At 67.8% G+C, this 23,480-nt stretch carries 16 protein-coding genes, 1 rRNA gene and 1 pseudogene; 1 reads left to right on the top strand and 17 read right to left on the bottom strand.

Features of this window, described 5'->3' with window-relative positions:
- Positions 1 to 822: 822 nt before the first annotated feature.
- From IE92_RS18825 to IE92_RS0100075, 4 genes and pseudogenes are all read right to left on the bottom strand, one after another.
- Positions 823 to 1,587 (bottom strand): annotated as a pseudogene (locus IE92_RS18825) (pseudouridine synthase); the annotation flags it as partial.
- Between the two features lie 23 nt (positions 1,588 to 1,610).
- On the bottom strand, positions 1,611 to 2,240 hold the full coding sequence (gene scpB / locus IE92_RS0100085) for an SMC-Scp complex subunit ScpB (protein ID WP_425411820.1): 630 nt from the start codon (positions 2,238 to 2,240) through the stop codon (positions 1,611 to 1,613).
- Positions 2,241 to 2,349: 109 nt separating this feature from the next.
- On the bottom strand, positions 2,350 to 3,150 hold the full coding sequence (locus IE92_RS0100080; protein WP_081863752.1) for a segregation and condensation protein A: 801 nt from the start codon (positions 3,148 to 3,150) through the stop codon (positions 2,350 to 2,352).
- 4 nt (positions 3,151 to 3,154) lie between these two features.
- Positions 3,155 to 4,030, bottom strand: coding sequence for a ParA family protein (locus IE92_RS0100075; RefSeq protein WP_030142840.1), 876 nt, complete (start codon positions 4,028 to 4,030; stop codon positions 3,155 to 3,157).
- Positions 4,031 to 4,287: 257 nt separating this feature from the next.
- On the opposite strand from IE92_RS0100075, the gene IE92_RS0100070 reads away from it, so the two are divergent.
- Complete coding sequence (locus tag IE92_RS0100070) at positions 4,288 to 4,938, top strand: Pr6Pr family membrane protein (RefSeq protein ID WP_051701425.1); 651 nt, start codon at positions 4,288 to 4,290, stop codon at positions 4,936 to 4,938.
- A gap of 74 nt (positions 4,939 to 5,012) precedes the next feature.
- Here the strand turns inward: IE92_RS0100070 and IE92_RS0100065 are convergent, their stop codons facing one another.
- The 13 genes from IE92_RS0100065 to rrf all read right to left on the bottom strand — a co-directional run.
- Positions 5,013 to 6,047, bottom strand: coding sequence for an NAD(P)-dependent alcohol dehydrogenase (locus tag IE92_RS0100065; RefSeq protein ID WP_030142838.1), 1,035 nt, complete (start codon positions 6,045 to 6,047; stop codon positions 5,013 to 5,015).
- A gap of 195 nt (positions 6,048 to 6,242) precedes the next feature.
- Positions 6,243 to 7,145, bottom strand: coding sequence for a site-specific tyrosine recombinase XerD (gene xerD / locus IE92_RS0100060; RefSeq protein ID WP_030142837.1), 903 nt, complete (start codon positions 7,143 to 7,145; stop codon positions 6,243 to 6,245).
- 3 nt (positions 7,146 to 7,148) lie between these two features.
- Positions 7,149 to 7,778, bottom strand: coding sequence for an NUDIX domain-containing protein (locus IE92_RS0100055; protein ID WP_030142836.1), 630 nt, complete (start codon positions 7,776 to 7,778; stop codon positions 7,149 to 7,151).
- A gap of 1 nt (position 7,779) precedes the next feature.
- On the bottom strand, positions 7,780 to 9,492 hold the full coding sequence (locus tag IE92_RS0100050; protein ID WP_043321320.1) for a CTP synthase: 1,713 nt from the start codon (positions 9,490 to 9,492) through the stop codon (positions 7,780 to 7,782).
- Positions 9,493 to 9,693: 201 nt separating this feature from the next.
- A complete protein-coding gene (recN, locus tag IE92_RS0100045) occupies positions 9,694 to 11,427 on the bottom strand; it encodes a DNA repair protein RecN (protein ID WP_030142834.1) in 1,734 nt (577 codons plus the stop codon).
- Positions 11,428 to 11,464: 37 nt separating this feature from the next.
- Complete coding sequence (locus tag IE92_RS0100040) at positions 11,465 to 12,379, bottom strand: NAD kinase (RefSeq protein ID WP_030142833.1); 915 nt, start codon at positions 12,377 to 12,379, stop codon at positions 11,465 to 11,467.
- On the bottom strand, positions 12,376 to 13,212 hold the full coding sequence (locus tag IE92_RS0100035; protein ID WP_030142832.1) for a TlyA family RNA methyltransferase: 837 nt from the start codon (positions 13,210 to 13,212) through the stop codon (positions 12,376 to 12,378). Before IE92_RS0100035 ends, IE92_RS0100040 begins: the two co-directional genes overlap by 4 nt.
- Complete coding sequence (locus IE92_RS0100030) at positions 13,209 to 13,511, bottom strand: hypothetical protein (protein ID WP_030142831.1); 303 nt, start codon at positions 13,509 to 13,511, stop codon at positions 13,209 to 13,211. The genes IE92_RS0100035 and IE92_RS0100030 overlap by 4 nt, the downstream gene beginning before the upstream one ends.
- A 204-nt stretch (positions 13,512 to 13,715) precedes the next feature.
- Positions 13,716 to 16,919: an HtaA domain-containing protein gene (locus IE92_RS0100025; RefSeq protein WP_030142830.1), complete on the bottom strand. Its 3,204-nt coding sequence runs from the start codon at positions 16,917 to 16,919 to the stop codon at positions 13,716 to 13,718.
- 195 nt (positions 16,920 to 17,114) lie between these two features.
- Positions 17,115 to 19,706, bottom strand: coding sequence for an HtaA domain-containing protein (locus IE92_RS17015; RefSeq protein WP_051701424.1), 2,592 nt, complete (start codon positions 19,704 to 19,706; stop codon positions 17,115 to 17,117).
- Positions 19,707 to 19,876: 170 nt separating this feature from the next.
- Positions 19,877 to 20,926, bottom strand: coding sequence for an HAD-IIA family hydrolase (locus tag IE92_RS0100015; RefSeq protein ID WP_030142829.1), 1,050 nt, complete (start codon positions 20,924 to 20,926; stop codon positions 19,877 to 19,879).
- 124 nt (positions 20,927 to 21,050) lie between these two features.
- On the bottom strand, positions 21,051 to 23,294 hold the full coding sequence (locus tag IE92_RS18655; RefSeq protein ID WP_051701423.1) for a hypothetical protein: 2,244 nt from the start codon (positions 23,292 to 23,294) through the stop codon (positions 21,051 to 21,053).
- A 93-nt stretch (positions 23,295 to 23,387) separates the two neighbouring features.
- A 5S ribosomal RNA gene (gene rrf, locus IE92_RS17010) occupies positions 23,388 to 23,480 on the bottom strand; the annotation flags it as partial.

Raw genomic sequence — 23,480 nt, 5'->3', positions numbered from 1 at the left:
TCCGGCGCTCTTGGGGCCGGCGCTCTTGGGGCCGGCGGCGCGATAATCATCGCGTCGCTCGCCACCGGAGCGGCCGCCACGGTCCTGTGCCCCGGCACCGCGGGCACGGTAGTCGCCGCGCTCGGGACGGCCGGCACGGTCGCCGTGGCCCGAACGCTCGGGGCGTCCGCCGCGCTCGTCGCGGGAGTAACCGCCGCGGTTCTCGCCGCGGTTGTAGCCACCACGCTCGCCGCCACGGCGTTCTCCGCCGCGGTTATCCGTGCCGCGGTTGTCGCGGCTGTAGCCGCCCTCGCGAGGTGCCCGGTCATAGCCGCCGCGTCCGCCGCGCTCGTCACGGGAGTAACCGCCACGGTTCTCGCCGCGGTTGTCACGGCTGTAGCCGCCCTCACGAGGTGCCCGGTTGTCCCGGTCGTAGCCGCCGCGCTCGGGACGGCCGCCGCGGTCATCCCGGTTATAGCCGCCCTCACGGGGAGCCCGGTCATAGCCTCCGCGTGCATCGCGGTTGTAGCCACCCTCACGCGGAGCGCGGTCGTAACCGCCGCGACCCTCGCCCCGGTTGTCCCGGCCATAGCCACCCTCGCGGGGTGCTCGATCCTCGCGGTTGAAGCCACGCTCACGCGGTCCACCCTCGCGCGGTCCACGCTCGCCGCGACGCTCGTCCCGGCCGGTGCGCTTGGGGCCACGCTCGGTGGGCACGTAGGCCCCACGCTCGCCGCCGCGCTGAGCGCGGTAGCCGCCGTTGCGCTTGGCCTCACGGTCCTCGCGCTCACGCTCGGCCTGACGGCGCTCGATGTGGTCAATCTCGATGTGCTCGGCCGGCTGGGCGCTGGCCTTGCGGGCCAGGGTCAGCACGCGACCCAGCTCGGCGGCGCTGAGCTCGCGGTAGCGGCCCTGCGGCAGGGTGCCCAGGTGCAGCGGTCCAAACGAGCGACGCACCAGGTCGATGACCGGGTGACCGACGTGGGCCAGCATGCGGCGCACGATGCGGTGCTTACCCGAGTGCAGGGTGATCTCGATCATCGAGGTCTTGCCCGACTCGTCCATCAGGCGGGCGCGGTCTGCGCGGATCGGGCCGTCATCCAGCTCGATGCCGCGCAGCAGGCGCGTGATCGTAGCCTGGGTGATGGTGCCGGAAACCCGGGCGATATAGGTCTTGGTCACACCGAAGGAGGGGTGCGCGAGAACGTTGGCCAGCTCACCATCGTTGGTGAGGATGATCAGACCCGAGGTCTCCTGGTCGAGGCGGCCCACGTTGTACACGCGCTCCTCGAACTCCGAGGTGTACGCCGAGAGGTCGGGACGACCGTTTTCATCGGCGAGGGAGGAAACCACACCCACCGGCTTGTTGAGCATCACATAACGCTTGGTCTCGTCGAGCTGAACGGCCTGGCCGTCCACCGAGACGAGATCAACCTCGGGGTCGATGCGGCGACCGAGTTCGGTCACAACCTGACCGTTCACCTCGATCCGACCGGCGGTGATCATGTCCTCACACACGCGGCGGGAGGCGACACCGCGCTGAGCGAGTACCTTCTGCAGGCGTACGCCGTCGGGCTGGTTGGTGGGGTGAAGCGGGGAAGCGGGCATCCGCGAGGTTTCCTATTCTGTGGTCAGGCAGGGCGCAGGTCGGAGTCGAATCCGTCCGCACCATCGGGCAGCAGCGGTGAGATCGGCGGGAGCTCGTCCAGGGAGTTCAGTCCCAACTGGGTGAGCAGCAGATCGGTGGTGCCGTAGTGTATGGCGCCGGTCTCGGAATCGGTGAATACCTCGGTGATGAGGCCACGGCCGGCGAGCGTGCGCACCACCGAGTCTACGTTGACTGCACGGATGGCTGCTACCGCACCGCGGGTGATCGGCTGCTTATAGGCGATCACGGCCAGTGTTTCCAGGGCTGCGGGCGATAAACGGGCGGGATTTTGGGTGTGCACATAGTCGGTCACCACCTCGTCGTAGTCGGTGCGGACGTAGATTCTCCAGCCGCCACCCACCTCGCGCAGCTCAAATCCGCGGCGTACGCCTCCGGCCAGCAGCCCGTCAAAGTCGGCCACCAGGTTGGCGATCGCCTGACGTACCTCACGCAGCGGTGCCCCCACGGCCGAGGCCAGGTCTACCAGCGGCTGGGGCTCGTCGGCAACGATCAGGATCGCCTCGAGCGCACGCTCGAGCGGGAGGTCGGCGGCGGCATGCGGGGCGAGCGGGGAGTCCGAGGCTGCTTCGGCACCCGTGACGTCCGAGGACAGGGATTCGGCGGCCAGGGATTCAGTAGGCTGTGCCTCGGCAGCCAGCGGCTCGGCCATCGAGGTGCCCGCGACCGTCGGCTCCGCAGCCAGGGTTTCAGCGGACAGCGGCTCAGTTGTCATAGTCGGCTCCGAGGTTCACGAGGTTTTGGGCATCCCAGTCGAGCGCGCTCCAGGTCACGGTGAGTTCACCCAGCGGTTCGATCTGTTCAAAGGTCACCGCGGCATGGCGGTACAGCTCCAGCAGCGCCAGGAAACGGGCGACCACGATCCCGCGCTCGCTCACCCCGGACACCAGTTCCCGGAAGCTTTTCGGTTCTCCCCCGCGCAGCATCGCCACCAGGTGCGCGGCCTGCTCGCGGATGCTCACCAGCGGCGCGTGTAGGTGGTCGAGGCCCACGGTGGGGATCTCCCGCGGGGTCAGCGCGATCAGCGCGAGCGCGGCGAAGTCCTGCGGTCCCAGCGTCCAGTGCAGTTCGGGGGTGCGGGCGCGGAACTTCTCCTCCAGGCGCACCGTACGCGGATGCCGGGTCGATTCCACCCGGAGTCGCTCCTCAAACCAGCGTGCGGCCTCCTTAAAGGCGCGGTACTGCAATAGCCGGGCGAACAGCAGGTCACGGGCTTCGAGCAGGGCCGCATCCTCGGCGTCCACCACCTCGCCCTGGGGCAGCAGCCCGGCGATCTTCAGATCCAGCAGGGTCGCCGCCACCACGATAAATTCCGAAGCCTTATCCATCTCCTCGGCCGCATCGAGCCCGCGCAGGTACTCCAAAAACTCGTCGGTGACCGCCGAGAGGGCGATCTCGGTGATGTCGAGTTCGCGCTTGCCGATCAGGGTCAGCAGCAGGTCGAACGGGCCGTCGAAGTTATCCAGGGCAACCCGAAACACCCCGGAATCCGGGGCTTCAAGCATCGAATCAGGCGACGGCACCACGCGCTACCAGCTCACGCGCGAGCTGACGGTAGGCCTTGGCGGCCTGATGCTCCGGCGCAAAATCGGTGATCGGAACCCCGGCCACGCTGGCGTCGGGGAACTTCACGGTGCGACCGATCACGGTCTCCAGCACCGAGTCGCCAAACGCCTCGACCACGCGCTCCAGCACCTCGCGCGAGTGCAGGGTACGGGAGTCGTACATGGTGGCGAGGATTCCGTCGAGCTTGATCGCCGGGTTCAGCCGGTCGCGCACCTTATCGATGGTCTCGATCAGCAGGGCCACCCCGCGCAGCGCGAAGAACTCGCACTCCAGCGGGATCAGCACGCCGTGGGAGGCGGTGAGGGCGTTGACGGTCAGCAGGCCGAGCGAGGGCTGGCAGTCCACCAGGATCACGTCGTATTCGGCGCTGACCTTGCGCAGCACGCTGGCGAGGATCTGCTCGCGGGCAACCTCACCCACCAGGTGCACCTCGGCGGCGGACAGGTCGATGTTGGCGGGGATCAGGTCGAGCCCGGGCACCTTGGTCGAGACGATCGCCTCGTGCGGATCCTTGGTGTGCCCCAGCAGCAGGTCGTAGATCGTGGGGGTGTCGTGGGCCACCACCCCGAGGCCGGCGCTCAGCGCACCCTGCGGGTCGAAGTCGACCGCGAGGACCCGGCGGCCATAGGCCGCAAGCGCCGCTCCCATGCTGATGGTCGTGGTGGTCTTGCCCACGCCACCCTTCTGATTGCACAGCGAGATGATGCGCGCGGGACCGTGCTCGGACAGCGGGGCCGGCTCGGGGAACTCGGTCTGAATGCGGCCGGTCGGGCCGAAGTCGATGCCCTCAAGCGGTGTGTTCTGTCCTGCTCTGGCCACTGCGTATCCCAACGTCCGGCGAATTCCTGCGGTTGCATACCGATTCTACCGGCGACCACCCACATCACCACCGAGGGCGCGCCCGTCCGCCATTTCCGCGAAGCCACCGCTCCGAGCGAGGACCATCCCCACGGGTTGAGGCGGTGGACGCCGGTCCGCCACGATGTTCTTCGACCGCCTTCTCTTTTCCCGCGGGCCCCGCTACCCCTAGACTCCCCTCAGCGGCACATCGAGCCACCCGCAGCGTTAGGGAGATCATGAGTACCATCACACAGCCTCGCCTCGGCCTCGCGGCCCATCCGGTCGCGGGCATTCTCCGTGTGGCGTTTGGTTTGCTCACGCTGGCGGCGATCACCGGCTCGCTGATCCATTCGGCGAGCCAGGGACCGGTCAACCCGTTTAACTTCTTTGGATACTTCACGATCCAGAACAACCTGCTGATGGGTGTCGTCCTGATCGTGGTGGCCATTCGCAGCCTGAGCGGACGCGCCCCCTCCCTCGGTTGGAGCCTCGCCCGCGGGTTCGCGGTGTCCTATATGGCCGTGGTGGGCATCGTCTATAACACGCTGCTGGTCGGGGTGGATGGCGGAGCCTCGCTGCCCTGGAGCAACTTCGTGATGCACGTCCTGTTCCCGCTCATCGCGGTCCTCGACTGGATCGTCTTCACCGACCGGGTCACCCTGCCCTGGCGCACCTTCTGGTGGGTGCTCGTGTATCCGGCGGTGTGGACCATCGTGGTCCTGATCCGCGGCGCGACCGACGGCTGGGTTCCCTACCCCTTCCTCAACCCGGCAAACGGCTACGGCGTCGTGGCGCTCTACTGTCTGGGCGTCGTGGTGGCTTTCCTGGTGTCGGCCGCGGTGGTGTACTGGATCGCCCGCATCCGCCCGGGACGCGACCCCCGCTAAGCACCCGAAAAAGGCCCGGAAAAGGCCCGGAATCCTCGGATTCCGGGCCTTTTCTCTGTAACGAAACGGGCCGGTTACGGCACCACAACCGCCCGGCCGACGATCGAACCGTCGTGCAGGCGGGCATAGGCAGTGGGGGCATCGGCGATGTCGAAGCGCTCCACACTGACCTTCAGCTGTCCGGTGCGGGCGAGGGCCAGCACCTCGATCAGCTCGCCGCGGCTCCCCCAGAAGGGCGCACGCACGCTGGCTCCGGCGGGAACCGTGCCGTAGCCCACCGGGACGCTGCCGCCGCCGATGCCGACCACCTCGATCGCTCCGTCGATCCGCACCGAGGCTCGGGCGGTTTCCAGGGTCGGGGCGGCGCCCACAAAGTCGAAGACCACGTCTGCCCCCACACCGCCGGTGAGCGCGCGGATCGCCGCCGGGGCGTCGGCGTTGGAGAGCACCACGTGGTGGGCCCCCACCTCGCGGGCGTGGGCGAGCTTTTCCTCGTTCACATCCAGCGCGATGACCGTGGCCGGGGTCAGCGCCCGCAGGATCTGAATACCCACGTGGCCGAGGCCACCGGTCCCGATCACCACGGCGGTCGAGCCGGCGGGCAGGGTGGCCAGCTGGTGTTTGATCGAGTGGTACGGGGTCAGCCCGGCGTCGGTGAGGGAAACAAACTCGACCGGGTCGAGGCCCTGCAGTGAAACCAGGTGGCGGGCGCTATCGACGATCATGTATTCGGCCATCCCGCCCTGCGCGCCCAGTCCGGGCGGGCGGATACCCAGCTTGGCGGCGTTCGGGCAGTAGTTTTCGCGGCCGCGGGTGCACTCATCGCACGCGCCACAGCCCCAGGGGCCGTAAACGGCCACGTCGTCGCCGACCGAGAACTCGGTGACACCCTCGCCGAGCTTGTCCACGATTCCGGCGGCTTCATGGCCCAGGGTCATCGGCAGCGCATGCCCCATAACCGACTGCGGCAACCCCATCACAAACCAGTCCGAATGGCAGAGCCCCGCGGCGGTAATCCGCAGCCGAACCTGGCCGGGCTTGGGCTCGGGAATCGGGATTTCGCGCACCTCGGGTGCACGGCCGATTTCCACGTACTGTACGGCCTTCATGTTCATGTGGTGCTCTCCTCCTCCGCGAGGCACGGTTTGTCCCCGCACCTCCACGCTACTCGCGTCGTCGCGGGAAAAGCCGCCCCCGTCGGGGTTTGCACCCCCGATCCCGATAACGAGAAAGTCGGTCCCCGGCGGGCACCCGTCGAGCCGAATAATCCGGCTCGCGAGTACCCATCGAGCGGAAAAACGCGACTAGCGAGCCCGGGGATGCGCCTGCACAAACATCTCGCGCAGCGAATCGGCGGTCACCCGGGTATAGATCTGGGTGGTCGCGACCGAGGAGTGCCCCAGCAGCTCCTGAACCACACGCACGTCGGCCCCACCCTGCATCAGGTGGGTGGCAAATGAGTGACGCAGCGAGTGCGGGGATACCTCGCTGCTAATCTCCGCCCGATCGGCGGCCCGGCGGATAATCAGCCAGGCGTTTTGCCGGGAAACCCGGGATCCACGCGCCCCCAGGAACAGTGCCGGAGTGGCCAGCCCGCGGGCGGAGAAGATTGGGCGGGCACGCACCAGGTACGCGTCCAGTGCCGCGCGGGCGTAGGAGCCCACCGGGACGACGCGCTCCTTATTGCCCTTGCCGCGCAGGCGCAGGATGTCGCCGTCGATCAGGTCGTCCACGTTGAGGTCCACGGCCTCGCTGACCCGGGCGCCGGTCGCATAGAGCAGTTCCAGCAGGGCGCGATCACGCAGCGACTGGGGATCGTCCCCCGCCACTGCCGCCAGCAGCGCCTCGACCTCGTCGATGCGCAGCGCCTTGGGCAGTCGTGAGGGGAGCTTGGGCGGGAGGACCTCGCGGGCGCTATCACGCTCCAGATCGCCCTCCTCCAGGAGGAACCGGTGCCAGCCGCGGACGGCCGACAGAATGCGGGCGACGCTCGCCGCCGCGAGACCCGACTCGGTGAGCGAGCGCCCAAACAGCGCGATGTGTTCGGGGCTGACGTTTCCCAGGTCGGCAATGTCCTGCTCGCCGAGCCACGCCAGATAGCGGTTCAGGTCGCGCCGATACGCGAGCAGGGTGTTGTGCGAGCGACCCCGCTCGATGCTCAGATGGCGCAGATAGTTTTCCAGCTGCCGTTTCGGATCGGCGGCCACGGGCTAGTCCTCGGTCGAGAACTTCGGGTGCCGGATCCAGGGCTCGTGGGCGTCGCCCAGGCTCGCCCAACCGCGGCGGCGCGAAGCCTCGGCGGCCAGCACGCCCACCACGAGCAGCGAGTTTTGGATCCGGCGATCCAGGGCGGCCTCCACGGCCTCCTCAAGCGGAACCCACAACTTTTCGATATCGGCTTCCTCGGCCTCGCGTTCAAACGCGGGCAGGTCGCTGATGCCGCGAGCCAGGTAGATGCGGATAACCTCATCGCTGCCGCCGGGGCTGGTGGCAAATTCGGAGAGCAGGGACCAGTCGGTGGCGGCCAGATCGGCTTCCTCGGCCAGCTCGCGCTGCGCGCCGATCAGCGGGTCTTCCCCGGCGATATCCAGCAGGCCCGCGGGCAGCTCCCAGTCCCGGGTGCGGATCGGGTGCCGGTACTGGCGGATCAGCAGCACACGCTCCTGATCATCCAGTACCAGCACCGCAACCGCACCCGTGTGATCCATGTACTCCCGGGTGATGTCACCGCCGGGGTACCGGATCACATCACGTCGAATGTTCCAGACCGCTCCCTCAAACACCGCCTCGCTGGAGGCGATGGGCGGGTGTGAGGGAACGTCCCGGAGCTGTTCGGACATGTTAGTCGGCGACCACGCTTTCGGCACCGTTCTCGGCGAACAGCTTGGTCGCGTCGTGACGCTCCAGCGCCGCGGCTACCAGGCCACGGAACAGCGGGTGAGCACGGTTCGGACGCGAGCGCAGCTCGGGGTGCGCCTGGGTCGCGATGTAGTACGGGTGTACCTCGCGCGGCAGCTCCACAAACTCCACCAGGTCACCGTTCGGGCTGGTGCCCGAGAAGACCAGTCCGGCCTCGGCGATCTGGTCGCGGTAGCGGTTGTTGACCTCATAGCGATGACGGTGACGCTCGGTGATGAGCTCGGATCCGTACACCTCGGCGGCGAGCGAGCCCGGGGCCAGTGCGGCCTCGTACTCACCCAGGCGCATGGTGCCGCCCATGTCGCCCGAGGCGATGATGTCGACCTGCTCGGCCATGGTTGCGATCACCGGGAACTCGGTGTTCTCGTCGAACTCGGTCGAGGATGCTCCGGCCAGGCCGGCCTCGTTCCGGGCGTACTCGATGACCATGGTCTGCAGACCCAGGCACAGGCCCAGGGTCGGGATCTTGTTCTCGCGGGCGAACTTCAGCGCGCCCAGCTTGCCCTCGATGCCGCGGATGCCGAAGCCTCCGGGCACGCAGATGCCGTCGAGTCCGGCGAGAGCCTTGGCGGCACCCTCCGGGGTCTCGCAGTCATCCGAGGGGATCCAGCTCAGGTTGACCTTGGTCTGGTTGGCGAACCCGCCGGCGCGCAGCGCCTCGGTGACCGAGAGGTAGGCGTCGGGCAGGTCGATGTACTTGCCCACCAGGCCGATGTTGACCTCGTGCTTGGGCTCGGCGACCGCGTCCAGCAGGGTGTTCCAGCCGGATTCGCCGGACCAGTCGACCTCGCCGGCCTCGAGGCCCAGCTGGTCGATGATGTAGGAGTCGAGGCCCTGGTTGTTGAGCATCGAGGGGATCAGGTAGATCGAGGGCACGTCAACGGTGTTGATGACACCCTCTTCCTCGACGTCACACATCAGCGCAATCTTGCGCTTATTGGCCTCGGTGACCGGGCGGTCCGAGCGCAGCACCAGCGCGTCGGGCTGGATACCGATCGAGCGCAGGGCGGCAACGGAGTGCTGGGTCGGCTTGGTCTTCTGCTCGCCCGAGGCACCCATGAAGGGCACCAGGGACACGTGCACGAAGAACACGTTGCGACGGCCGAGCTCGTGGCGCAGCTGACGTGCGGCCTCGATGAACGGCTGGGATTCGATGTCACCGACGGTGCCACCCACCTCGGTGATGATCACGTCGGGGCGGGGTTCCTCGGTGGCCTGCAGGCGCATGCGACGCTTGATCTCATCGGTGATGTGCGGGATAACCTGCACGGTGTCACCGAGGTATTCGCCGCGACGCTCCTTGGCGATGACCTCCGAGTAGATCTGTCCGGTGGTCACGTTGGCCGCCTGGGACAGGTTGATGTCGAGGAAGCGCTCGTAGTGTCCGATATCAAGATCGGTCTCGGCGCCGTCGTCGGTCACGAAGACCTCGCCGTGCTGGAACGGGTTCATCGTTCCGGGATCGACGTTCAGGTACGGGTCAAGCTTCTGCATGACCACGTGCAGACCGCGGGCGGTCAGCAGGTTGCCCAGGCTCGCGGCGGTGAGCCCCTTGCCCAACGAAGAAACGACACCACCGGTCACAAAAATATGCTTGGTTGTGTCGTTCTGAGATACCGCGTTTGATTTATTCACCACGGGCTTTGATCCTATCAGCAATATCGGGACTCGGCTAGCGCCGGGGTCCTGGGGACGAGGAGTCCGCCGTGATGGCGGGGGAAAGTGCCGCGGCGGGGGCCGCGGCACTCGGTGAGTCGTGTGAGGCGAGGAAAATCACGGGGCCGCGTTTTCCGAGGCGGCCAGGGCGAGTAGCTCCCCGGCGTGAGGCACCGAAATTCACGGGGTCGCGTTTTCCGAAGCCGCCAGGGCGAGTAGCTCCCCGGCGTGGGCCAGCGCGTTTTCCGAATCTGCCAGACCCGAGAGCAGCCGGGCCATCTCGGCCAGGCGCTCATCCTCGCGCAGCTGGCGCACACTCGATGCGGTGACGCGTCCGTCATCATCCTTAACCACCGCCAGGTGGTTGCCGGCGAAGGCGGCGACCTGGGCCAGGTGGGTGACCACGATGACCTGGGCGCTGCGGGCGAGGGACGCCAGGCGTCGGCCGATCTCGATTGCCGCCGCCCCGCCGACCCCGGCGTCCACCTCGTCAAACACGAAGGTGGGCAGCGGCTCATTGGTCGCGATAACAACCTCGAGGGCCAGCATGACCCGGGAGAGCTCACCGCCCGAGGCACCCTTGGCCACCGGACGCGGCTCGGCGCCGTTGTGCGGGGCCAGCAGGAAGGTGATCTGGTCGGTGCCGTGGCTGCCGGGCTCGGGCAGCGGCTCGACGGCCACGGTGACCTTGGCCTGGGCCATGGCCAGCGCCGTCAGCTCGGTGGAGACCGCGGCCGACATCCGGGTGGCGGCGGCCGTCCGCACGGCCGTCAGCTCGGCGGCGGTGGTCAGGACGGCCGCATGCTCGGTTTCGACCCGGGCACCGAGTTCGTCGATCCGGGACTCGTCGGAGTCGAGTTCCAGCAGGCGCTGGGAGCCCACGGCCCGCAGTTCCAGCACGTCCTCGTAGCGCGGACCGTGCTTGCGCACCAGGTTGGAGAGCAACGCGCGGCGCTCCTGAATCTGTTCGAGTTCGTGGGCACCATCGGAGTCGAGGGTCGCCAGGTAGGTCGAGAGCTCGCCGGTCAGCTCGGCCACCTGGTATCCCAGCCCGGTGAGCTGTTCGACGATCGGAGCGAGGGTTGCGTCAAAGCCTACGGCGCGCTCCAGCTGACGCCGCGCGTGATCCAGCAGCGCCGACACGTCGGCACCACCCTCGATCTCCTCGGCCGAGAGTGCCTCGCGGGCGCTGGCGGCGGCCAGACGCAGGTCCTCGACGTTGGTGAGGCGTTCGGCGAGCGCGGTCAGCTCATCCTCCTCGCCGGGCTGCGGATCGGCGGCCTCGATCTCCTCCAGCGCGATCCGCAGGCGCTCGGCCTCGGCATGGCGCAGGTCGCGCTGCTCGATCAGCATCGCCAGGGTTTCGCGGGTGGTTTTCCAGGTTTCGAAGGCGGTGGTGTACGCGGTGAGCGCGCGGCGCAGTTTTTTGCCGGCGAAGCGGTCCAGCGCATCGCGCTGGGCGGAGGCGGTGCGCAGGCGCATCTGATCGGACTGTCCGTGCAGCACCACGAGCTTTTCGCCCAGCTCGGCCAGCACGCCGATCGGGGCTGACCGTCCGCCCACCTGCGCGCGGCTGCGGCCCTCGGCGGATACCGAGCGCCCCAGGGTCAGTTCGACCCGGTGCTCCCCCGCCTCGTTCACGCCGATCTCGTCCAGCAGTCCGCCGGCATCGCGCACGCGCTCGGCCACGCCGGTTGCCTCGTCGATGTTCCAGCGGCCGTCCACACTCGCCTGATGCGCGCCACGGCGTACGGCTGCAGCATCCGCCCGGCCGCCCAGCAGGAGACCCAGCGCGGTCACCACCATGGTTTTGCCCGCGCCGGTCTCCCCGGTGATCGCGGTAAATCCCGGACCGAGCGGCAGCGATGCCTGCGCGATCACGCCGAGATCCCGAATGTCAATGCTTTCGATCATGACGCTCCTCCGCGTGTGCGTGTTGCCCGAGTGTGGGTCACTTGCCGTCTCCGCGCCAGCCGGTCACCGGCAGGCGGAACTTCTGTACGAGTCGATCGGTGAAGGGACCCTGGTGCAGGCGTGCCAGCCGGATGGGGACACCCGAGCGACGCACGATCACGTGCGCGCCGCGGCCCAGCTCGAAGGTGCGACGTCCGTCACACCACAGCACGCCGGTCCCCGCGTTGCGCTGGAGCAGACGAATGCCGATCGAGGATTCGGGGGCCACCACGAGCGGGCGCGCGAACAGCGCGTGGGCGCTCAGCGGCACCAGCATGATCGCCTCGACCGTGGGCCAGATCACCGGGCCGCCGGCGGAGAACCCGTAGGCGGTGGAGCCGGTGGGGGTCGAGACGACAACCCCATCGCATCCAAACGAAGACAGCGGGCGGTCGTCCACCTCGAGCAGCACCTCAAGCATGCGCTCGCGGCTGGCCTTTTCCACGGTGGCCTCGTTAAGAGCCCAGGTCTCGTAGACGATCTCGCCGTCCTGTTCCACGGCCACCGCGAGGGTCAGCCGCTCCTCGACCACGTAGTCGCCGGTGATCGCCCGGTGTACGGCGTCGTCCAGGTCGTCGCGCTCACTCTCGGCGAGGAATCCCACGTGGCCCAGGTTGATGCCCAGCAGCGGGGCCGGATGCCTGCGCACCAGCTCGGCGGCGCGCAGGATCGTCCCGTCGCCTCCCAGCACGATCACGATTTCCAGATCGGCCGCGGTGATGTCCTCATCCAGCAGCAGGACCGGTCCGGTTTCGACGCCGGCCGCGCAGATGTCGTCCCGCTCGCTGCGTTCCAGGACCGGGGTGGCCCCGGCCAGACGCAGCTGGTTGATAACGTGCAGGGCGGCTTCGATGGAGTCGTCCCGTCCGGTGTGCGAAACAACTAGGATCGGGCGTAAATTGGCCGTGGTCATGCCGTGGACTTCCCCTCCGCGGCGAGCTTCTTCACCGTCTCTTCCCATTCTGACGGATTTCCGCTGGTCGCGGCAGGGTCGGCGTCGTGAATCTTCGCATCACGGAACCACACCAGGTATTCCAGGTTGCCCGCGCCGCCGGTGATCGGGCTGGGCAACAGGCCCGCGGTGGCCAGACCCAGATCCCAGGCGTGCCACAGCACGGTGGCAATCGCATGGGCACGGAGGTCGGCCTTGCGCACGATCCCCTCCTTGATCCCCGACTTGCCCACCTCAAACTGCGGCTTAATCAGCAGCAGGAAGTCGGCCCCGGGCTCGGCCGCATCACGCAGCGCTTGCAGCACCAGGGTCAGCGAGATGAAGGAGAGATCGCCCACCACGAGGCTCGGCAGGGAGTTGGTGACGCTCTTATGCTGCAGGTGCTGACCCTGGAGGTCGCGCACGTTGAGGCCCTCAAAGACCCGCACGCCCTCGTCGGCGCGCACGGAGGCGGCGAGCTGATCGTGACCCACGTCCACCGCAAACACTTCGCGGGCGCCGCGCTCGCGCAGCACCTGGGTGAAGCCGCCGGTGGAGGCGCCGGCGTCCAGCGCGACGCGGCCGGTGGGATCCACCGGGAAGTTATCCAGCGCGCTCAGCAGTTTGTGCGCGGCACGGCTCACATAGTGGGAGTCGCCGTCCACCGAGAGTTCCTGGCTTTCGGACACCTTGGTGGATGCCTTGAGGGTCGTGGCACCGTCCACCCGAACCCGAGCCTCGGCGATCAGCGCGGCCGCGGCCGAACGGGAGCGGGCGAGGCCACGCTCGGCTAGGGCAGCATCCAGGCGGATCATCGGTTCTCCTCGGAGGTCAGGGTGATGCGGTCGGAGGCATCCAGGGTGTCGGACAGATCGCGGACAATCTCGGCGAGCGCCTCGGCACGCCGATCCAGATCCAGCGCCTCGGCAGCCCGAGCGCGCTCGGCGGTGGTGGCCTGCTCCGCTGAGGCTGCCTGCTCTGCGGAAGCTGTGGCCTGCGCGGAGGTTGCGTGCCCCGCGGAAGGCGCGGTGTGCTCGTCGCCGCGGCCGGCACGCTCGCCGGGGCGCGGGCCGGGCAGGCCTACGCCGGGGCGGGGATCGGATGTATCACTCACGGTCCCAGCGTATCGTGGACCACCGTCACGGACGACGCCCCGCCCGCGCCCGCATCCAATTACGCGCATCGCTCCCGGCATCACGGTCCCCGGGTCCCTCGCACACACCAAAGCCGCCGCGCCGCGGTGCCCGAGGGCATCACGACGCGGCGGCCGGGTTTTATGAGGCGGCGTCCGGGTTCTGCAACGCGGCGCCCCGAGGTGTTACTCGGCCGCGGCCTGTCGACGACGCTTGAGCACGAAGCCCAGGCCCAGCAGCAGGAGAACCCCACCCAGCAGCAGGGCTCCGGCCACATCGGAACCGGTCTGCGAGAGCTCGCCCGGTCCACCGGCAGCGGCGGGGGCCGCGGGATCACCGGTCACGGTCAGCGGGATCTCACCGCGGGCGGTCTTGCCCTCGAGGATCAGCGTGTGCGCACCGGCGGGAGTACCGGCGGGAATCGCCACGTCGGCTTCGAGACGCCCCTGGGTGTCCGCGTTGACCACGGCCAGACGCACCGGGGTCGAGTGCAGCCAGATTTCCACCGGCTCATCCGCGGCGAATCCGGCGGCGGACACGTGCACGGTCCCACCCACGGCCACGCTGGACTTCCCCACGGTCACCGGGACGGTGACCCGGGTGTCCGAGGTGCTCGGCGTCGAAGGCTGAGTGCTCGGCCCGGTGGAGGGCTCGGTCGAGGGCCCCTGGGTCGGGCTGGTCGGCGGCACGCTCGGCCCGGTTGAGGGACCCGTAGAAGGCGCGGTCGAGGGCCCAGTCGAGGGCTCGGTGGAAGGCCCCGTGGACGGGCCGGTCGAAGGCCCGGTCGAAGGACTGGTCGACGGCTCCGGCGTCGGGCTGGTCGGCGGGGTACTCGGGTCGGTGGCCGGGGTCACCGTCACCTTGAGCGACAGCGGTGCCAGCGCGGTACCGGCCGGGTAGGTTCCACCGAACAGGTCCCGTCCGGTTTCGGCCAGCACGGTCGGTGCGGCGGTGATCGTGATCGAGCCATTGGCATCGGTCTTCAGCACCGAGCCGGACAGATCCGCGGTTGCGATCAGGACCGGGGCACCCGCCGGGGTGTCCACGCCGCCCATCGACCGAGCCGAGTAGGTGGCGAAGATCGAGGCCGTGGTTCCGGAAATCTCGACCCGCGGATCGGTGAGCACGCTGCGCAGCTGCCAGGTGTCGCCCACCAGGTGACCGAGGTAGGTCACGGTCCCGGAGAACGCGATCGAGGTGGTGGGTGCCTTCGTGGTTTCGGTCAGCGGGAAGGTGACGATACCGGCGGCATCGGCCACGGCCCCGCCGGTCCCGGTGATCGATCCCTTGGCGATGTCGCCGAGGATGTACTTGCGGAATGCGTCGTGCACACCCCAGACCGCCGAACCGGTGATGCTTCCGGGCTTTCCGGGCGGGGTGCTGGGCTCGGTCGAGGGATCCGGGGTCGGGCTGGTCGGCGGGGTACTCGGGTCGGTCGAGGGCTCCGGGGTGGATCCGTGTCCCTCTCCGCCGTCGACGGCGGGACCGTTGGCGGTGGAGGGGGTGCTAGTTGCGGTGAAGGTGCCCGAGAGCGGGTTGGGGACCTTGCGAGCGTTGCCCTCGGCCGAGGCCGAGGTGGTCATCCACCAGCCGCGCAGGCCCGGGGTCAGGTAGTCGATAAACGACTTGGGGAACGAGTTGGGCGAGGCCGCCGCTCCCGGTGCCTGATACACGCGACCCGCATAGTCCGGGGTTCCGGAAATCTTGGTGCTGCCATCGGACTGCGCCTCAAGCTTGAGCGCGGCAAAGGTGGCCACGGTCACGCGCTTGAATCCCGCCGACACGTTGGTCTTGGACTCGCCCCAGGCCACGTCGAAACTCAGCGCGGCCGAACCGTCGGCCTGGCGGATCAGGTAGGGGTTGGCGAAGGTCAGGAACACGTCGGGGGCAAGGCCCGGGTAGGGACGGTACTCAATCGCGTCGCTCCAGCCGATCTGGGCGGCACCGGTTTTCGGATCGCTCCATCCCTGTCCACCCGAGAAGGTGAACAGTCCGGCGCGGTCCACGGCCACCTCGCCATACGGGTGGGTTTCCCACTCGTTGGCGTAGTCCGAGATGTCCCAGGTGAGGGCGTTTCCGCTGGTCTCGACGGCCCCGGCGGGTGCTGCGGCGAGCGCGGGTGCCTTCGGCCCGGTGAAGGCCGGGTTGGGCTCGGCGGGCTTGGTCGGGGCGGTGCCGTCCTGGCCGGGGGCCGGGGCCAGCGCGCTGACGACCGGCAGCGCTCCGGCCACCGCGATCTTCGAGATCGCCGAGTTGGTCGCGCTGATCGGGTTGCCATCATACGGGTGGGAGACAAACACCGCGTTATTGGTGGGGTCTGCGGCCACGGCCCAGAGGTTAGCGCTGCCGGCACCGTAGTCGCGGACCACTCCGGCTGTCACAAAGTCCACGGCGATCTTCGAGGTCCAGGTGTCGGGGCTGATCACGCGTAGGGCCGCATCGGCGCTGGAGGTCACATAGACCTCGTGGCTGCGGGCATCCACGGCGATGCCGCGGGTGGTATCACCGAGCCCGATCGGGCTACCGAGGATCAGGTTGGTGTCGGTGTCGACCACCACGAGCTTGCCATCCTGGTCATCGCTCATCCAGTCGGCGTCATAGGCCACGTAGAGGTGGTGCAGGACCGGGTCGATGCCCAGCGAGGTCAGGTAACCGCCGATGGGTCCGCCGGGGAATTCAAAGGTGCCCACGCCGATCTGGATCGAGGAGAGCCAGGTGTTGGTTTTCAGGTCGATGGCGGTGATCACATCCGCGCTACCCTTATCGCCCACCCAGAGCTTGCCGGCGGCGGGGTCGATCACGATGTTTGTCAGCGACGGAAACTTGGCGGTGCTCACCGAGATCGGGGCGCCCACGGTACCGGCGTCGATGCCCACCGGAACCACCTGGGTCGAGGTTGCCAGATACACGGTGCGGGTGGCCGGGTAGAAGGCCATCGAACTCACGCTGGTGGGGGTTCCGGCAATGGTCTTTAGGACGCTTCCGCTCGCCAGGTCCACCACGTCCAGGGTTCCCTGCATGCCGCTCTTATCGTCGGCTGCGGTGCGGGCACGCGGGACGAAGGCGGTGTTGGTAGCCGGGTCGACCACGAGCTTGTCGATGCCGCTGCTGAACGGGATCGAGGTGTCCCCCACGGTGAAGGTCGGGGTGCTCACCCGGGTCAGCGCACCGGTCTTGGTTTTCGAATCGTCGGTGGGCACATAGAGGGCACCGTTGCGCTCATCCAGAGCGAACGATCGGGCCTGCTTGCCGGCGGCTACCGAGGACGAGTAGGTGTAGGAGCGGGTGTTGTCTCCGGCTGCCTGCGCGGGTGCGGCACCGATGAGCGGTGCCAACACGAGCGCGCCGATCAGCGGCGCAACACTCAGCGCTCGATGAAGAGTAATCACGAAGGACTCTTTCCGAGTGTGGTGTGGGGGAAGGAGCATCGCCCGACCACAGTCACTGTTGATCAGGCTAGCCTTACCTAGCTTAGGTTAGGGATGCCTTATTAACCTATTTCTCGGAGAAAATCGCCTCCCAAAACCCGAAAAGCCGGGGCCCGTCGCGCCGATCGCGCGTACGGGCCCCGACCAGAGAAAGGGCTAGACCCCCTCCTCGCGGCGGCGCTTGAGCACAAAGCCCAGCCCCAGGAGCAGCAGCACGCTGCCGGCGATGAGCACCCCGGCGATATTGGCACCTGTCTGCGAGAGCTGGCCGGGACCGGCCGAGACGGGGGCGACATCACCGGTGGACAGCGCCGCCGAAACCGTGACCGGTGCCTCGCCGCGGGCGGTTGTGCCCTCCAGCTTGAGGGTGTGGGCACCGGGCGGTGTGGTGGCGGGGATCGTCACGGTGGCCTCAACCAGGCCCCGCGCATCCGCGGTGACGGTAGCCAGACGCACCGGGGTCGAGTGCAGCCAGATTTCGACCGTCTCCCCCGCCGCGAATCCGGATGCTCGTAGGTGCACGCTACCACCGGCCACGGCGGCGGAGCTGCCGATGGTGACGGGCACGACGGTGCGGTTATCCGGGGTTCCCGGATCGATCGAGGGGGCGGCGGACGGATCCGTGCTCGGCGCGGTCGACGGCCCGGTCGTAGGCCCAGTCGACGGATCGGTAGAAGGTGCAGTCGACGGATCGGTAGAAGGTGCAGTCGACGGATCGGTAGAAGGTGCAGTCGACGGCCCAGTGGACGGCCCGGTCGACGGCCCGGTCGAGGGATCGGTCGAGGGCCCGGTGGACGGCTCCGGCGTCGGCGTCACCACCGTCTCTCCCCCATCGACGGCGGGACCATTCGCCTCGGAAGGCTTAGCGGTCGCGGTAAAGGTGCCGGCGATCGGGTTGGGCACCTTGCGTGCGTTACCGTCGGCGGAGGCCGAGGTGGTCATCCACCATCCGCGCAGCGCCGGGTCGAGGTAATCGATGAACGACTTGGGGAACGAGTTGGGCGAGGCCGCCTGTCCCGGCGCCTGGTACACGCGGCCAGCATAGACAGGTGTGCCCGAGATCGCGGTGGATCCGTCCCCCTGAACGCTCAGACTCAGGTTGGTGAAGGTAGCCAGAGTGACCCGCTTGTACCCCGCGGAAACGTTGGCTTTGGACTCTCCCCAGGCCACGTCGAAGCTCAGCGCACCGCTCCCATCGGCATTTCGCACCAGGTACGGGTTGGCGAAGGTGAGGAACACATCAGGGGCGAGCCCCGGGTAGGGGCGATACTCGATCGCGTCGCCCCAGCCGATCTGCGCGGCACCGGTCTTCGGGTCACTCCACCCGGTCCCCGAAGAGAAGGTAAACGCGTTCTTATCACTCACGCGCACCCCGCCGTACGGGTGGGCCTCCCAGGCGCTGGCGTACGCGGAGATATCCCAGGTGAGGCTGTTCGCCGTGATTTCCACCGCACCGTCCGGCCCCTTGGCCAGAGCGGGTGCCTTCGGCCCGCTAAAAACCGGGTTGACCACCGGAGGGGTGCTCGGCTGGGTTTCACCCTGACCGGGGGCCGGCGCGAGCGCGGTCACGGCGGGGAGAGCACCCGATACGGCCACCTTGGAGATCGCCGACTGCGTGCTGCTCAGCGGGGTCTTGGAGTACGGATGCGAGACGAACACCGCGTTATTGGTCGGGTCGGTGGCCACACCCCAAAGGTTTGCCGGTCCGGTACCGTAACCCGAGACGATCCCGGCCTGAACGAAGTCCACCGCGGTCTTGGCGGTCCAGGTGTCCGGGCTGATCACGGTCAGTGCGGAGTCCTCGCTGCTGGTCACATAGACCTCGTGGCTGCGGGTATCCACCGCCGCCGCCCGCGAGGTTTTGCCCACCTGGATCGGGGTACCCAGGATCTGACGGGTCTGCGTATTGGCCACCACGAGCTTGCCCAGGCCCGCGTTCCACACGCCCTTGCTGTTGGGGTTGAGGACCGCATAGATCTGGTTCAGGGCCGGGTCGATGGCCAGGGCGGCGAGCGATCCACCCACCACGGTCCCGTCGAACGTGAACGTAGTCACCGGGATCGACTGATCCTTAAGCCAGGTATTTGTGCGCAGGTCAAAGGCTTCGATGGTCCCCTTGGTGCGGTTACCCGCCCACAGCCGGTCGTTCGCCGGGTCGATGACCGCGTTGGTGAAGTAGGTGTCGGCCACGGTGGAGATCTCCACCGGGGTACCCACGGTTCCCGCGGCGGGATCGATCGGGACTACATAGTCGTTCGACATCGCGTAGACCGTGTTGGTGCGCGGGTAGTAGACGATCGAGTCCGTGGTGGTGGGGACGCCGTGGATGGTTTTGGTCACCGTCCCGGTGGCGAGATCAATCACGTCCAGGGAACCGGTGAGGGCGAAGTCCCAGCCGCCGTTGAGATCATCACGCGCCACAAACGCGGTGTTGGTTGCCGGATCCACGGCCACGCGCGTGGCGGCGGATTCCAGCAGGATCGGCGTCTCGGCCGTAAACGCGGCCGAGCCCACCCGGGTCAGCGCACCGGGCTGACCATCGCCGTTATCGGTGGGGACGTACAGGGCGCCGTTGCGCTCATCCAGGGCAAACTGGCGAGCCTGGTTACCGGCGGCGACCGAGGAAACATACGAGTAGGAGCGGGTGTTGTCCGGGGCCGCGTGGGCGGGACCGGCTCCGAGCAACGGGGCCAGCGCGAGCGCGCCAATCAGCGGGGCGACACCAAGCGCTCGATGAAGAGTTTTCACGAAGGACTCTTTCCGAGTTGAGTGTGGGGGAATGCAAACCGGCCCCGACAGACGGAACACGAGTTAGCATCCCCTATCTTAGGTTAGGGCAACCTTATTAACCTACTCGTGGGCAAAAAGAAACCCGTCGCCCTCGCGGGGGGACGGGTTTGCTTTTACTCGGCCGGGGATTAGCCCGCGGTCACATCATCCAGATAGAGGCGCTCGGGGACCTCGAAGCCCCACACCGCACGCTCCGACTTCCAGATGACAGCGGCGGCGGCACGCAGGCGGTTGAGCGCGCTGGCACCCTCCTTGACGATCACGATGTCGTTGCCACGGATCGAGATGACCGCGTCCGCGACGGCGGCGGTCAGACCGTCCTTGCTGAACTCGGTTTCCGGGTAGGGTTCGTGGAGTTCGCGCAGGTCGCCCAGAATGTAGGTCGGCTGCGAGTCGCGCGGTGCCGCCAGGACATGCTTGGGGCGGTCGATCCCGGTGAGGACCAGAACCGAGTCGATTCCCGCACGGTTGGCACCGAGGATGTCGGTGTCCAGACGGTCCCCGATCATGATCGGGTTGGTCACGCCAAAGCGGTTTTTCGCCTCGATGAAGATCGGCACCTCGGGCTTGCCGGCGACGGTGGCCAGACGCCCCACCGCGGTGTGCACGGCGGAGACCAGGGTTCCGTTACCCGGGGCGATGCCGCGGGCCTGGGGAATGGTCCAGTCGGTGTTGGTGGCGATCCACGGCAGCTCGGCCTCGCCCTCGCGCGGGGCGAGGGTGAAGGCGGCCTCGGCCAGGTGCGTCCAGGCCACATCCGGGGCGAAACCCTGCACCACGGCGACCGGGTTGTCCGCTGCGGTACGAGTGACCACGTAACCGGCCTTGGTGAGTTCATCCACCAGGCCGTCGCCGCCCACCACGAGGATCGTGGATCCCGGCTCAACCAGGGTGCCCAGCAAGGTCATCGCCGCCTGCGGACTGGTGACCACGTCCGAGGGCTGGACACTCAGGCCCAGCTCGGTGAGGTGTGCCGCGACGGTGGCGTCGGTCCGGGAGGCGTTGTTGGTGATGTACCCCACCCGCACCGATTCCGCCGCGCGGTTGAGCGACTCAACCGCGTGCGGGATCGGACCGGGACCGGCGTACACGACGCCGTCCAGGTCCGCGAAGACCGCGTCACGGCCGGTCAGCGGGGTTGTCAACGACTGCTTACGACGCAGAAACGGTACGACCATCGGTGTTCTCCTCCTCGATTTCGACGGCACGGGCGGACCATCGGTCCGCTGCCGCCGAGGTGCTGGCACCCTCCGAGAGTACCCCCTCGGAGGGTGCCCCATCACCCGTGTGTAAGCTGTCGGCCTATTCCGCAGCGGGGTGCGCGGCGTCGCCCTGCTCAGCAGTGGTCTTCGCCGTATCGGCCTGGTCGGCACCGGAGGTCGCGCTGTCAGTCTGCTCAGCAGCAGCGTCTGCGCTGTCAGCCGGCTCCGAAGCGGCGTTTGCACCATCGGTCTGCTCCGCCGACTCGGCGGCCTCGATGGCGGCTTCGGCCTCGGTCACTGCCGTTTCCTCGGCGGCAACCTCTGCCTCAACCTCGGTTTCGATCGCGAGGGCGGCTTCGGCAACGGTGTTTGCTTCGGCGGCAGCTTCCGCGTCTGCGTGTGCTTCGGCGGCCACCTCGGTGATGACGTCGGCTTCGGCAACAACCGCTTCCTCGGCGGCGACCTCTGCCTCGACCTCGGCCTCCACTACGGCGGCTGCGTCGGCGACAGTGTTGGCCTCGGCAGCGCCTTCGGCTTCGGCATCCACTACAGCATCGGCTTCGGCATCAGCATCCGCCTGAGCGTCCGTGCTGGAGGTTTCGGAATGCTCGGAGTCAAACTGCTCCTCGTCCGCGTGCAGGTCGGTCGCGAAGTCCTCGTAGATCGTGGTGATGTCGATGGTCTCGGCACCGCTGAGGTTGTAGCGCTCGTCGATCGCCTCGCTGGCGATCCGTGCGCGCTTACGCCAGGTGGCGGCTTCCTTGTCTCGGTCGAGGTCGCCCAGGACCTCGGCGTAGGCAGAGAACAGATCCGGGCTCCAGTCGAACGCGCGGTTCGGGTCGAGCTCGGGAATCTGCAGCTCGGCCAGGGCCAGCTCGGGCTTGTTCTGGTCGAGGCGTGCGCCGGACATCGCGATGGCCAGGGCCACACGCGCCTCGGGGGTCAGGGTCGACGGATCAACGGTCCGACCCTCCTCAAGGGCGCGGTCGGGACGCTCGAGGGCGCGCTCGCAGTCGACCATCAGTGCGATGTTCTCGTTGGATCCGGTGATGCGACGGAAAGTCCGTAGCTCGCGCAGGGCCAGCTGGTAGTCACCGACGCTGTAGGCGGTCACGGCGAGGGTCTCACGGACCACGCCAATACGGCCGGCGCGACGCGCGGCGGAGGTTGCGTGCTGGTGAGCCAGCTCGGCGTTGTGCTCCAGCAGACCGGCGGCCATGATCAGGTGGCGTGCCACCCACTCGGCGTTCTCCTTGGTCAGGGTCTTCAGCTCATTGCGCGAGTGACGGTCCAGCTGGTCCTCGGTGATGCCCTCGGGAATCTCCGGGTCCTCATGCCGGGTACGAACCGACTTGAGTTCCTTGGCCAGACGCTGCTGCTCGGTCAGTTCCTCCTCGTAGCGGTTCGCATCACGGTCACCGCGCGCCGGTGCACCGTCACGCGTCCACAGCCGGTTCTCGCCGCCGCCGTTACGTCCCGCTCCCCCACGCTGGGGACGGTCGCCGTAGGAACGGTTACCATCACGCTGAGGGCGGTCGCCCTGGGGACGATCCCCGAAGGAACGGTTGCCATCACGCTGCGGACGATCGCCATAGGAGCGCTGGGGACGATCACCGTAAGAACGGTTACCATCACGCTGCGGACGGTCGCCATAGGAACGCTGGGGTCGGTCGCCCTGGGGACGATCACCGTACGAGCGGTTACCATCACGCTGAGGACGATCACCTTGCGGACGACCTCCGAAGGAACGCTGCGGGCGGTCGCCATAGGAACGGTTGCCTTCACGCTGCGGACGATCACCCTGCGGACGATCGCCGAAGGAGCGCTGGGGACGGTCGCCATAGGAACGGTTGCCTTCACGCTGCGGACGATCACCCTGCGGACGGTCACCGAAGGAGCGCTGGGGACGGTCGCCATAGGAACGGTTGCCTTCGCGCTGCGGACGGTCGCCCTGGGGACGGTCACCGAAGGAGCGCTGGGGACGGTCACCGTAGGAGCGGTTACCATCACGCTGGGGACGGTCACCGTAGGAACGGTTACCATCACGCTGAGGACGATCACCCTGGGGACGGTCACCAAAGGAGCGCTGGGGACGGTCACCGTAGGAGCGGTTGCCATCACGCTGAGGACGGTCGCCGGAGGGGCGCTGTCCGTCGCGATGCGGGCGGGCGTCGCGGTTTACACTGCTACCGGCGCCACCTTCGCGCTGAGCCTTAAATCTTGCGGCACGGTCCGCCGAACGGGCGGCGTCCTTATCTGCGCGAGCGCGCGGACGGCGGTCGGAAGACGAGTCGCCGGAGCCACCCTCGGGGCGTGTGTAATTATCCGGACCTGATTCAGACATCTATCTTCCTTCGCTATTTTGTTCGCGCGTTTCTAATCCATGTTAAAGCAAAAGGGCCGCCTCAGAGAGGCGGCCCTTGCTTTCTAAAAAGAAGTCCGGCGGTGACTTACTCTCCCACAGGGTCCCCCCTGCAGTACCATCAGCGCAAAGAGCCTTAGCTTCCGGGTTCGGAATGTAACCGGGCGT

The sequence above is a fragment of the Mycetocola saprophilus genome (assembly GCF_000718085.1).
Taxonomy (GTDB): Bacteria; Actinomycetota; Actinomycetes; order Actinomycetales; family Microbacteriaceae; genus Mycetocola; species Mycetocola saprophilus.
Note: the sequence above shows the minus strand (reverse complement) of the source record. Positions and strands in the feature narration are given on the sequence as shown.

Coding starts and splice junctions, on each gene's coding strand:
- IE92_RS0100080 (WP_081863752.1), bottom strand. CDS start 3,150: ATGCTTGAAGCCCCGGATTCCGGGGTGTTTCGGGTTGCCCTGGATAAC.
- IE92_RS0100070 (WP_051701425.1), top strand. CDS start 4,288: ATGAGTACCATCACACAGCCTCGCCTCGGCCTCGCGGCCCATCCGGTC.
- IE92_RS0100065 (WP_030142838.1), bottom strand. CDS start 6,047: ATGAAGGCCGTACAGTACGTGGAAATCGGCCGTGCACCCGAGGTGCGC.
- IE92_RS0100055 (WP_030142836.1), bottom strand. CDS start 7,778: ATGTCCGAACAGCTCCGGGACGTTCCCTCACACCCGCCCATCGCCTCC.
- recN (WP_030142834.1), bottom strand. CDS start 11,427: ATGATCGAAAGCATTGACATTCGGGATCTCGGCGTGATCGCGCAGGCA.
- IE92_RS0100040 (WP_030142833.1), bottom strand. CDS start 12,379: ATGACCACGGCCAATTTACGCCCGATCCTAGTTGTTTCGCACACCGGA.
- IE92_RS0100035 (WP_030142832.1), bottom strand. CDS start 13,212: ATGATCCGCCTGGATGCTGCCCTAGCCGAGCGTGGCCTCGCCCGCTCC.
- IE92_RS0100015 (WP_030142829.1), bottom strand. CDS start 20,926: ATGGTCGTACCGTTTCTGCGTCGTAAGCAGTCGTTGACAACCCCGCTG.
- IE92_RS18655 (WP_051701423.1), bottom strand. CDS start 23,294: ATGTCTGAATCAGGTCCGGATAATTACACACGCCCCGAGGGTGGCTCC.